The following is an 11,732-nucleotide window of genomic DNA, read 5'->3' as shown; positions in this document are numbered from 1 at the left end:
TTATCAACTTGAGCAGTGTTGATATATCTGTCGGGATGACAGATAAGCAAAGGGAGAATTGCAATGGCTCTTTATGATCCAAGTCTTGAGAAAGACAACTGTGGATTTGGCTTAATCGCGCACATGGAAGGCGAGCAAAGTCACAAGCTGGTACGTACAGCAATTTCTGCACTTGATCGCATGACCCACCGTGGTGGCATCGCCGCCGATGGAAAAACCGGTGATGGTTGTGGTCTTCTTCTACAAAAGCCCGATTCCTATTTACGCCTTATCGCCGAAGAAAATGGCTTCAACCTTGGCAAGCAATACGCCGTGGGGATGATTTTCTTTAACCAAGATCCGGTGAAAGCTCAACTCACCAAAGACATCGTAAACAAAGAACTGGCTCAAGAGACCTTAACCGTAGCGGGCTGGCGTGAAGTTCCAACTAATTCAGAAGTACTCGGTCCGATCGCTGCTGATTCACTTCCAGACATTCAACAAGTCTTTATCTCTGCACCAGCAGGTTGGCGCGAGCGTGACATTGAACGTCGCCTCTATATCGCACGCCGTCGCATCGAGAAACAAATTACAGAAGATCCTGACTTCTACATCTGTAGCTTGTCGACACAAGTTCTGGTGTACAAAGGCTTGTGCATGCCTGCGGACTTACCGCGCTTCTATCTTGATCTTGCTGATCTACGCATGGAATCTGCTATCTGCCTGTTCCACCAGCGTTTTTCAACCAATACTCAACCTCGTTGGCCTCTGGCTCAACCGTTCCGTTACCTCGCTCATAATGGTGAGATCAATACCATTGAAGGTAACCGCCAATGGGCTCGTGCTCGTGCTTATAAGTTTTCATCGCCACTGTTGCCAGATCTTCAAACTGCAGCACCATTTGTGAACGAGACAGGCTCTGACTCTTCCAGCTTGGATAATATGTTGGATCTCTTTTTAGCAGGCGGTATGGATATCTTCCGTGCCATGCGCATGCTTGTGCCACCAGCATGGCAAAACCACCCAGATATGGACCCAGATCTGCGAGCATTTTACGACTTCAACTCCAAACACATGGAACCATGGGATGGCCCGGCAGGTATTGTTCTGTCCGATGGTCGATACGCCGCATGTAACTTAGATCGTAATGGTCTGCGTCCTGCACGTTATGTGATAACTAAAGACAGGCTGATCACTCTAGCATCAGAGATCGGTATTTGGGATTACGCTCCGGATGAGGTTGCCGAAAAAGGGCGTGTTGGTCCTGGCGAACTGCTGGTTGTCGATACTCGCAAAGGCAAACTATGGCAATCAAGTGAGATCGATAACGATCTGAAATCTCGCCACCCTTATCGCGAATGGATGGAAAACAACGTTCGCAAACTCACGCCTTTTGCTCAATTACCAGAAGAGCAAGTTGGCGAGCGCAGCTTTGATGAAGACTTGCTTAAGACTTACCAAAAGCAATTCGCCATGAGCAACGAAGAAGTCGATCAAGTGTTGCGCGTTCTCGGTGATATGGGACAAGAAGCGGTCGGCTCTATGGGTGATGACACCCCGATGGCCGTCTTATCCTCTAAAGAGCGCTTGGTGACTGACTATTTCCGTCAGAAGTTCGCGCAGGTAACCAACCCGCCGATCGATCCACTGCGTGAAAAACACGTGATGTCACTAGCAACCAGCATCGGTCAAGAGATGAATGTCTTCTGTGAAACTGATGGACACGCGCACCGAGTAACCTTCGATTCACCAGTGTTACTTTACTCAGACATGCAGCAATTACTCGAGCTTGGAGACAATTACTATCGTAATACCATTCTCGATATCAACTACGATCCACAACAGAAAGATCTTAAACAAGCCATTAATGATCTGTGTGAGCAAGCAGAACACGTGGTGCGTGAAGGCACCGTGCTAGTGGTGCTTTCGGATCGTGCTTTAGTCAAAGGCAAACTGCCAATTCCTGCAGCAATGGCGGTCGGTGCCGTTCAAACTCGCCTGATCGATGCGAACTTACGTTGTGATGCCAACATTGTTGTTGAAACAGCCACGGCACGTGACCCACACCAATTTGCTGTCTTGCTTGGCTTTGGCGCCACTGCGGTTTACCCATACCTAGCTTATGAAGCGCTAGGTAAACTCATTGATGATAAAGCGCTAGAAAAAGACTATCGCGATGTGATGCAAAACTACCAATACGGCATCAACAAAGGCCTGTACAAGATCATGTCGAAAATGGGGATTTCTACCATCGCCTCTTACCGTTGCTCACAACTGTTTGAAGCAGTTGGATTGAGCCAAGAAGTGGTCGATTTGTGCTTTAAAGGTGTAACAACTCGTATTGAAGGCGCAAATTTCGACGACTTCCAACAAGACTTGTACAACCTTTCTCGCAAAGCTTGGGCGAAACGTAAAGCCATCGAGCATGGTGGTTTATTGAAATATGTCCACGGTGGTGAATATCACGCCTACAATCCAGACGTGGTTGGCACACTGCAAACTGCGGTGAAATCAGGCGAAAGCAACGATTATCAGAGCTTTGCTAAACAGGTGAACCAACGTCCTGTTGCCATGCTGCGTGACTTAATGGCGCTGAAAAAATCAGATTCCCCATTACCACTTGAGCAAATCGAGCCAAGCACAGAACTCTTCAAACGCTTTGACTCGGCGGCAATGTCCATTGGTGCACTTAGCCCAGAAGCACACGAAGCACTTGCAACAGCGATGAACCGCCTTGGTGGCTACTCTAACTCAGGTGAAGGTGGTGAAGATCCACGTCGCTTCGGTACAGAGCGTAACTCGCGCATCAAGCAGATTGCTTCAGGTCGATTTGGTGTTACGCCTCACTACCTAACCAATGCAGACGTACTGCAGATCAAGGTCGCACAGGGTGCGAAGCCGGGTGAAGGTGGTCAGTTACCGGGACACAAAGTCACCGCAGAAATCGCAAAACTGCGTTATTCGGTACAGGGGGTGACTCTGATCTCCCCTCCTCCACACCACGATATTTATTCGATTGAAGACTTAGCCCAGCTGATCTTCGACCTAAAACAAGTCAATCCAAACGCATTGGTTTCGGTGAAGTTAGTTTCTGAGCCAGGTGTCGGCACCATCGCAACAGGTGTCGCGAAAGCTTACGCTGATCTCATTACCATCTCGGGCTACGACGGTGGTACTGCAGCAAGCCCACTAACCTCAGTGAAATACGCAGGTAGCCCTTGGGAATTAGGACTGGCAGAGACACAACAAGCACTGGTTGCTAATGGTCTACGTCATAAGATTCGTCTACAGGTAGATGGTGGTCTAAAAACCGGTCTGGACGTGGTGAAAGCGGCAATTCTCGGTGCCGAAAGCTTCGGTTTTGGTACTGCGCCAATGGTGGCAATGGGTTGTAAGTTCCTACGTATTTGTCACCTCAACAACTGTGCTACTGGCGTTGCAACTCAAGACGAGACGCTGCGTAAAGAGTACTTCAAAGGTCTTCCGGAAATGGTGATGAACTACTTCATTGGTCTGGCGGACGAAGTACGCGGATTACTCTCTGAACTTGGTGTTGAAAAACTGACTGACTTGATCGGTCGTACGGATTTATTGGAAACCATTGAAGGTCTGACAGCAAAACAAACCAAGCTGGATTTGTCGAATATCCTTGAGGCACCAGTCTCTCCAGAAGGACACCCTCTTTATTGGACACAGCCAAATACACCATTTGATAAAGCCGAGCTAAACAACAAGATCATTGAAGACGCGCTGCAAGCGGTTGAGAAACGTCAATCTGCTAGCTTCTTCTACAACGTGATCAACACCGACCGTTCTGTGGGTGCTCGCCTATCAGGTGAAATCGCTCAGCGTTACGGCAACCAAGGCATGGCGGCAACGCCAATCAAGCTGCATTTGGACGGCACAGCTGGTCAGTCATTTGGCGTTTGGAACGCAGGTGGCGTAGAGCTTTACCTCACTGGTGATGCAAACGACTACGTAGGTAAAGGCATGGCTGGCGGTAAGGTGGTTATCAAACCTCACCTTGGCACTGCATTTAAGTGTAATGAAGCGACCATCATTGGTAACACCTGTTTGTACGGCGCGACCGGCGGTAAACTGTTTGCGGCAGGTAAAGCAGGTGAGCGTTTCGGCGTACGTAACTCAGGTACGATTGCCGTCATTGAAGGCGCTGGTGATAACGCTTGTGAGTACATGACCGGTGGTATTGTTGCCATTCTAGGTGCGACTGGCGTGAACTTCGGCGCAGGCATGACCGGCGGGTTTGCATACGTATTGGATGAGAACCAAGACTTCCAAGGTCGCGTGAACAACGAATCGGTTGAAGCGATATCTCTGTCAGATCTCTACATCCACCAAGAGCACTTGCGTGGTCTGATTGCCGAACATCTCGAAGAAACCGGCTCTAGCCACGCAGAAGATATCTTGGCGAACTTTGATGAATGGATTCCAAAGTTCTACTTGGTGAAACCACAAGCGGCGGACTTGCGCACGCTACTTGGTCACCAGAGTCGCAGTGCCGCAGAACTGCGCGTTCAAGCCCAGTAATCATGGAGGATGTTTGAATCATGAGTCAGAACGTTTATCAATTTATCGATGTTCAACGCGTAGATCCTGCGAAGAAGCCTATCAAAGTTCGTAAGATCGAATTCGTTGAAATCTATGAACCATTTACCAAGCAACAAGCGACTGCGCAGGCGGATCGCTGCTTGGATTGTGGTAACCCATATTGTGAATGGAAGTGCCCAGTACACAACTACATCCCACAATGGCTAAAGCTTGCCAATGAAGGTCGTATCCTCGAAGCCGTAGAGCTATCGCACCAAACTAACAGCTTGCCTGAAGTTTGTGGTCGAGTGTGTCCGCAAGATCGTCTATGTGAGGGCTCTTGTACTCTCAATGAAGACTTTGGCGCCGTCACTATAGGTAACGTTGAAAAATACATTACCGACAAAGCCTTCGAAATGGGCTGGAAGCCTGACATGTCTAAGGTGGAGTGGACCGATAAAAAGGTAGCCATCATTGGTGCAGGTCCAGCAGGCTTGGCTGCTGCCGATATCCTAGTGCGCAATGGCGTGAAACCTGTGGTGTTTGACCGCTACCCTGAAATTGGCGGTCTACTGACCTTCGGTATCCCTTCGTTCAAGCTTGAAAAAGGCGTGATGGAAAACCGCCGCCGCGTCTTCACCGAAATGGGCGTAGAGTTTCAGATGAATGTCGAAGTAGGTAAAGATGTGCAGATGCAAGAGCTGCTTGATGAGTACGATGCCGTCTTTTTGGGGATTGGTACTTACAAGTACATGCGTGCGGGACTAGAAAATGAAGGTGCGCCGGGTGTTTACGACGCTCTGCCATTCTTGATTTCAAATACTTACAAGGTCATGGGCTTGGAGCACGACCAACCTTTTATCGACATGGCAAAGCAGCGCGTAGTTGTACTCGGCGGTGGTGATACCGCGATGGACTGTGTTCGTACCTCTATTCGCCAAGGCGCGTCAAACGTGGTATGTGCTTACCGTCGTGATGAAGCCAATATGCCCGGCTCTCGCCGCGAGGTGAAAAACGCCAAAGAAGAAGGCGTGAAGTTTATGTTCAACCTTCAGCCTTTAGGAATTGAAGTCGATGCGTCAGGTAAGGTCTCGGGGGTCAAAGTGGTGAAAACCGCTCTTGGTGAGCCTGATGAAGCGGGTCGTCGCCGTCCAGAGCCCGTAGAAGGCAGCGAACACGTTCTACCGGCAGACGTCGTGATCATGGCGTTTGGTTTCCAGCCACACAAAATGGACTGGTTAGCTCCGTTTGATGTCGATTTAGATCAATGGGGTCGTATCAAAGCCCCTGCGAAACAAGAGTTCCAATTCCAGACCAGCAATGAAAAGATCTTCGCGGGTGGCGATGCGGTGCGAGGCTCTGATCTAGTCGTCACTGCAATTGATGAAGGACGAAAAGCAGCAGAAGGCATTCTCGATTACCTCGAAGTTTAATCACAGCTAACATCACAAAAAGGATCCTATTATTGGATCCTTTTTCTTTTGTATCCATATAATTAGAAGCAAAATTATAAGAGTAAATACAATGAAAAAAGCCGCTCTCCTTTCCATCACTTTGCTCGGCTTAACCGCTTGTAGCCAAGGAGTCACAACCATGACGGATCGTTCTCAATCACCTTGTGGTGACAAACCAAACTGCGTCTCCACTCAAGATACGCGTGCAGAATACAACCTAACGCCATTCACCCTGACTGATTCAGCGAACATCGATGCTATTGAGCAAATTGCACTTGAACTGCCAGGTGCGAAAACAGCGGTGAAAGAAGGCAACTACATACGCGTAGAGTGCACATCTAAAATCATGCGCTTTGTGGACGATTTAGAACTTAAGGTAGAAGGCGATCAGCTGATTGTTCGCTCAGAATCTCGTGTTGGCTATTCAGACTTTGGCGTGAACCGTAAGCGTGCTGAACAATTACGTTCACTACTGATGAATGCTGAGTTAATCAAATAACGACCACATATTGGTGCAGAGTGGTATACTCTCGCCAACTTAAATTTTTATCGAAAGAGAGTGTTATGAAAGTTGGTATCATCGGTGCGATGGAACAAGAAGTCACCATCCTGAAAGAAGCAATGACAAACTGCCAAACAGTGAACAAAGCAGGTTGCACGTTTTTCTCTGGTCAGATTAACGACGTTGATGTGGTACTGCTTCAATCTGGCATCGGTAAAGTAGCAGCAGCAGTTGGTACAACCATTCTGCTAGACGAATACCAACCAGATGTGGTTATCAACACTGGCTCTGCGGGCGGTTTCGACTCAAGCCTAAACCTAGGCGACGTTGTTATCTCAACAGAAGTTCGTCACCACGATGCAGACGTAACCGCGTTTGGCTACGAAATGGGTCAAATGGCAGGTCAACCAGCGGCATTCAAAGCAGATGAGAAGCTAATGGACCTTGCTGAAAAAGCACTGGCTCAAATGGAAAACACTCACGCAGTTCGCGGCCTGATCTGTACTGGTGATGCGTTTGTTTGCACGGCAGAACGCCAAGAGTTTATCCGTAAACACTTCCCTTCAGTTATCGCTGTAGAAATGGAAGCATCTGCTATCGCTCAAACTTGTCACCAATTCAACACGCCGTTTGTTGTTGTGCGCGCTATCTCTGACGTAGCAGACAAAGAATCACCAATGAGCTTCGAAGAGTTCTTACCGCTAGCGGCGAAAAGCTCTTCAGAAATGGTATTCAAAATGTTGGAACTGACTAAGTAAGTCTATCGAATTTCATGGAAGAAACCTTTCAGCAGTTTTATGCCAATGGTGCGCTCCTCGTCATGTGGGGCGCATTATTATTCCATCTCCTGCTCCCCATACCGCACGCTGCGCATCCAGTGACGCTTTGGCATAAATTCGCCGAGCAACTGGCTAACAAGGTCAATAACAACCACAACTACTCGCAAAGTATCATCTCTGGCGGACTCGCTCTTCTTCTTATGCTTGTGCCTTGCTTGATATTACTGCTCGCGATGAAGCCTTTAGTTTGGCAAGCACCGCTATTTGAGCTGGCATTACTGCTGATTGCTCTTGACTGGCGAAACAATGAATCACTTGCTAAACAACTCGTCACCGCAATGTCGAATGAGAATAAAGTACAATGCCGAGCACTACTCAAGCCTTACCTGAACCGCGATACAGAGAGCTTATCGCTACTAGGCATTGGTAAAGCTGGAGCAGAAACCATCATCATGGGTTACGGACGTAACGTAGTGTGTGTGCTGTTTTGGTATGGAGTAACTGGTGGAATTGGCGCGTTGATGTATCGTCTTACTGCTGAGTTAGCTCGAGCATGGTCTCCTAGTCGACGTCAATATTCACCATTTGGCAAACCAGTTATTCAATTAACGGCGGTCCTAGAAATCATTCCATTACGCTTATTCGCGATGTTTATTGGTGCGGGTAAAAACGTATCAAGCGTTTCAACTGCTATGCTTCAACAAGCGAAATCTTGGCCGCTTCCTGGACCGGCATGGTTGTTGTGCTCGATTGGTAACAAGCTTCAATTGTCACTTGGTGGTCCAGCTTTGTATCAAGGACTGCGAGCCGAACGTGCAAAACTTGGGGGGCGTATTGCACCATCAGCCATTCATCTAGCGCAAATCCAAACACTGATAGTTTGGCGTATCTTTGCTTGGATAGTTATCCAAAGCCTAATTCTCGGATTCATTTATCAAGGACTATAATGAAAAATCTTTGCTTTGCCCTTCCTCTTATCTTCTCTGCTGTTTCTTTTGCCAATGAACCTGTTCAACGAGTCATCAGCCTAGCGCCACATGCAACAGAAATCGCCTATGCAGCTGGTCTTGGAGACAAGCTGATTGCGGTCAGTGAGATGAGTGACTACCCCGAGCAAGCCAAAGACCTAGAAAAAGTATCAAACTATCAAGGCATTAAACTCGAACGCATCATCGCCCTTCAACCCGATTTAGTTATCGCTTGGCCTGCAGGTAATCCAGCCAAAGAACTTGATAAACTCAAGCAGTTTGGCATTCCGATTTACTACTCAACAACAGGAACGTTAGAGGATATTGCCAAGAATATTGAACAACTCAGCCGATACAGTGAGAAGCCGGAAGTAGGACGAAAAGCCGCTGAAGATTTTCGTGCACAGTTAGAAGCGTTAAAAGAAAAGTACAATACCGAAGATAAAGTTAGCTACTTCTATCAGTTGAGTGAAAAACCGATCATCACCGTTGCGGGCAAGAACTGGCCAAGTGAAGTATTCACCTTCTGTGGTGGTAAAAATATCTTTGCCAAAGGCAGTGCCCCTTACCCACAAGTCAGCATCGAGCAAGTGATTACTCGCCAGCCTGAAGTACTGTTTACCTCTCGGCATGCCATGAGTAATGATGGAATGTGGGCAGAATGGAAGAGCGACATCCCTGCATTAAAAAATGGTCATGTTTGGTCACTTAATTCTGATTGGATCAACCGCCCGACCCCAAGAACCTTAAACGCGATCACAGAGGTGTGTGAACACTTTGAAAGCATTCGGCAAAAACGCTAACGTTTTCGTTGGAAATCCCGTACAATTTCCGTCCCATTTCTGTTCCCCCACAATTTGTTTATAAGGTACCAAGTAACATGGACTCCATGCTGCTTTATATGATCGATTTATTCGGTACTGCTGTCTTTGCGGTTTCTGGAGTTTTGCTCGCAGGCCGATTAAAGATGGATCCTTTCGGTGTGATCGTGCTCGGTAGTGTGACTGCTATTGGCGGTGGCACTATTCGTGATATGGCGCTTGGCGCTACCCCAGTATTCTGGATTACTGACACGACCTATCTATGGGTAATTTTCATTACCTGTTTATTAACCATGATTTTAGTTCGTCGCCCTAAACGTCTACCTTGGTGGGTCCTTCCTGTATGTGACGCAATTGGTTTGGCAGTATTTGTTGGTATCGGTGTTGAAAAAGCCCTAGCTTACAATGCATCCGGCATGGTGGCAGTTATCATGGGCGTCATTACTGGCTGTGGCGGCGGCATCATTCGCGATGTGCTAGCACGTGAAGTGCCGATGGTTTTGAGAAGCGAAGTCTATGCGACAGCATGTATCATCGGTGGTATTTTTCACACGACTGCATTGAGCATGGGTCATGACCACTCTTTCGCCCTACTTGCAGGCGTCGTTTCAACATTGATTATTCGCCTTGGGGCGATTCGCTGGCACTTATCACTGCCAACCTTCGCCATAAATCGATAATGTTCAACTTATTGATTGAAAAGAGCCGTCATAACCGACGGCTCTTTTTTTTGGTAAACGTCAGTCGCTTCTGATTCTGAGCTTAGTTATATTAAGGCTATTATTCCCAACATTCATGGATAGACATGTTACTGGAAGGCATCGAAACACTATTAGTTTTAAGCAAAGCGAAAACCATGAGCCGCACAGGGAGTTTGCTGTATATCAGCCAATCTGCGGTGAGTAAACGTATCGCGAATCTAGAGAAAAAACTGGGAAAGAAACTTGTCGAACCATCGGGTAGAACCATAAAACTCACACCTGATGGCATGGCTTTGATCGAAAATATTGGTCCCTCTTTTAATGAGTTACGTGGTCTTATCTATGAGCAGCAAGAACTAGAAGATACGTCTGTAATCACTCTCGATAGCTCAAAGTCTCTCATTGCAGGTTATCTCGGGAAAACTATTGGTGATTACCTCAAACAAGACCAGTACTTAACCATAACCACTAACCACAGCCCTAGAATCGTTGAGCGAGTTCAATCCGGTAAAGCAACCGTTGGGCTTTGTGCAGGGCTATTGCCACCGCATCATGGTTTGATGGCTTTCCACTTATGTGATGAGCCTTTTTTCCTCGTTAGTGATCAACCACTGTATACGCTCCCGAAAAAAGTAATCACAAATGATTTAACCAATCCATCCAATAGCTACCAACTGCCAGCATTAGAGAAAATCGGTATTAAGCCATTGATGGAAATGGATGCCTACACAGCGGCAGCCCAACTCGCACTGGGAGGAGCAGCTCCTGCATTAATCCCGTTATCAATCGTCAGAGCGTTGAAGATTCCTGGCGATAACTGCTTTATGTTTGAGCCACTGACCTCTTTGATTCGACCAATTCATATCTGCGTTAGGCAGAACGTGTACCAGTCGCCAAGAGTTAAAACAGTGATAGAAACCATTGGTGATGTTGTTGCCAGAGAAGTTTCGCGGCCATCAGCATAGACATAGTAATCACCAAAGGTCGAATCCACTTTTGGCCTTTGGTCACCACTACTTTGGCACCAAGCTGAGCACCAATAAAGCCACCTACGGCCATGGTAAGGCCGATTTCCCACACAGGTAAACCAGCAAGAATAAAGAACAGTAGCGCCGCAATGTTTGAGGTGAAGTTAAGAATCTTAGTGCGGGCAGTCGCATCAACCAGTGAAAAGTGACCTAGTGCGACAAAACAAAGAGCAAAGATAGAGCCAGTGCCCGGTCCAAAGAAGCCATCGTAGAAGCCTACGCCCCCACCAACACACAAAGCAAACATCGCTTCAGAAAGCTTGGGGTCACCTTCAGCCGCTTTCGAGGTTGAAGAAAGCAAAAAGTAGAGAGAAATCGCGATCAGCAAGACTGGGATAAGACTAGTGAGCACACCAGCATCGATAAACTGCACAGCCTCTGCACCAATGGCAGAACCAATAAAGGTACATAGAATCGCTAAGCGCATCTCTTTCAGGCTAACAATACCATTACGCACAAAGTACCAACTGGCAGAAAAGCTTCCAAACGAGCTTTGGAGTTTGTTGGTCGCCAATGCCTGAGTAGGACTTAACCCTGCGGCCAACAAAGCAGGGAGCGTCAAGAGACCACCGCCACCAGCCATCGCATCAATAAATCCCGCAGCAGATGCGACAAAAAACAATGCAATTAAGATTTCGAACGTAACTTCCACTTGTGCGTCCTTGTAAATATTTGTAACCAAGATGGAGCAACGATAGCACTGTCTGACAGACGAACAAAAGGAAACTCAAGACACCAACCTATTCCAGATTTTCATCATTTAACTTAAAAAACAATAAATAACAAAATAGATTATTACACAAAGACTTTTAACTCCGCCCATTAAATAACAAATATGCCTTATCCCCATCAATTAATTGATGCAAAATAATTATTAATCCATAAAAATAAAACGCTATGTATCATAGTAACTTCTCAAGACAAATTATCTAGAAAAATATATTCTTATATG

Annotated in this window: 9 protein-coding genes; 8 read left to right on the top strand and 1 reads right to left on the bottom strand. The window is 47.0% G+C overall.

Features of this window, described 5'->3' with window-relative positions:
* Positions 1-63: 63 nt before the first annotated feature.
* The 8 genes from gltB (at position 64) to OH459_RS21450 (ending at position 10,717) form a co-directional block, all read left to right on the top strand.
* Entirely contained in the window at positions 64-4,527 is a 4,464-nt protein-coding gene (gene gltB / locus OH459_RS21485; RefSeq protein ID WP_009697617.1) for a glutamate synthase large subunit, read from the top strand.
* Positions 4,528-4,547: 20 nt separating this feature from the next.
* Positions 4,548-5,960 carry an FAD-dependent oxidoreductase gene (locus OH459_RS21480; protein WP_269988660.1) on the top strand — a complete coding sequence of 471 codons (1,413 nt, stop codon included), beginning with the start codon at positions 4,548-4,550 and terminating at the stop codon, positions 5,958-5,960.
* A gap of 91 nt (positions 5,961-6,051) precedes the next feature.
* The gene (locus OH459_RS21475; protein ID WP_005447833.1) at positions 6,052-6,480 is read left to right on the top strand and encodes a DUF1499 domain-containing protein; all 429 of its coding nucleotides are present in this window, start codon (positions 6,052-6,054) and stop codon (positions 6,478-6,480) included.
* A gap of 65 nt (positions 6,481-6,545) precedes the next feature.
* Positions 6,546-7,241: a 5'-methylthioadenosine/S-adenosylhomocysteine nucleosidase gene (gene mtnN, locus OH459_RS21470; RefSeq protein ID WP_005447825.1), complete on the top strand. Its 696-nt coding sequence runs from the start codon at positions 6,546-6,548 to the stop codon at positions 7,239-7,241.
* Between the two features lie 14 nt (positions 7,242-7,255).
* Positions 7,256-8,209: a cobalamin biosynthesis family protein gene (locus OH459_RS21465; RefSeq protein ID WP_009697615.1), complete on the top strand. Its 954-nt coding sequence runs from the start codon at positions 7,256-7,258 to the stop codon at positions 8,207-8,209.
* Positions 8,209-9,033, top strand: coding sequence for a vitamin B12 ABC transporter substrate-binding protein BtuF (gene btuF, locus OH459_RS21460; RefSeq protein ID WP_269988657.1), 825 nt, complete (start codon positions 8,209-8,211; stop codon positions 9,031-9,033). The genes OH459_RS21465 and btuF overlap by 1 nt, the downstream gene beginning before the upstream one ends.
* Before the next feature lie 77 nt (positions 9,034-9,110).
* The gene (locus OH459_RS21455; protein WP_017190089.1) at positions 9,111-9,731 is read left to right on the top strand and encodes a TRIC cation channel family protein; all 621 of its coding nucleotides are present in this window, start codon (positions 9,111-9,113) and stop codon (positions 9,729-9,731) included.
* Between the two features lie 125 nt (positions 9,732-9,856).
* Positions 9,857-10,717, top strand: a complete 861-nt coding sequence (locus OH459_RS21450) for a LysR family transcriptional regulator (RefSeq protein ID WP_269988655.1) — start codon at positions 9,857-9,859, stop codon at positions 10,715-10,717.
* Here the strand turns inward: OH459_RS21450 and OH459_RS21445 are convergent.
* The gene (locus OH459_RS21445; RefSeq protein WP_005447819.1) at positions 10,653-11,432 is read right to left on the bottom strand and encodes a TSUP family transporter; all 780 of its coding nucleotides are present in this window, start codon (positions 11,430-11,432) and stop codon (positions 10,653-10,655) included. The genes OH459_RS21450 and OH459_RS21445 overlap by 65 nt on opposite strands.
* Positions 11,433-11,732: the final 300 nt, after the last annotated feature.

Source organism: Vibrio sp. MM46 (assembly GCF_027587135.1).
In the GTDB taxonomy this organism is placed as follows: Bacteria; Pseudomonadota; Gammaproteobacteria; order Enterobacterales; family Vibrionaceae; genus Vibrio; species Vibrio harveyi.
Note: the sequence above shows the minus strand (reverse complement) of the source record. Positions and strands in the feature narration are given on the sequence as shown.

Excerpts from the sequence above, each read along its gene's own strand:
- OH459_RS21465 (WP_009697615.1), top strand. The coding sequence starts at position 7,256 with ATGGAAGAAACCTTTCAGCAGTTTTATGCCAATGGTGCGCTCCTCGTC.
- mtnN (WP_005447825.1), top strand. The coding sequence starts at position 6,546 with ATGAAAGTTGGTATCATCGGTGCGATGGAACAAGAAGTCACCATCCTG.
- OH459_RS21480 (WP_269988660.1), top strand. The coding sequence starts at position 4,548 with ATGAGTCAGAACGTTTATCAATTTATCGATGTTCAACGCGTAGATCCT.
- OH459_RS21450 (WP_269988655.1), top strand. The coding sequence starts at position 9,857 with ATGTTACTGGAAGGCATCGAAACACTATTAGTTTTAAGCAAAGCGAAA.
- gltB (WP_009697617.1), top strand. The coding sequence starts at position 64 with ATGGCTCTTTATGATCCAAGTCTTGAGAAAGACAACTGTGGATTTGGC.
- btuF (WP_269988657.1), top strand. The coding sequence starts at position 8,209 with ATGAAAAATCTTTGCTTTGCCCTTCCTCTTATCTTCTCTGCTGTTTCT.
- OH459_RS21455 (WP_017190089.1), top strand. The coding sequence starts at position 9,111 with ATGGACTCCATGCTGCTTTATATGATCGATTTATTCGGTACTGCTGTC.
- OH459_RS21475 (WP_005447833.1), top strand. The coding sequence starts at position 6,052 with ATGAAAAAAGCCGCTCTCCTTTCCATCACTTTGCTCGGCTTAACCGCT.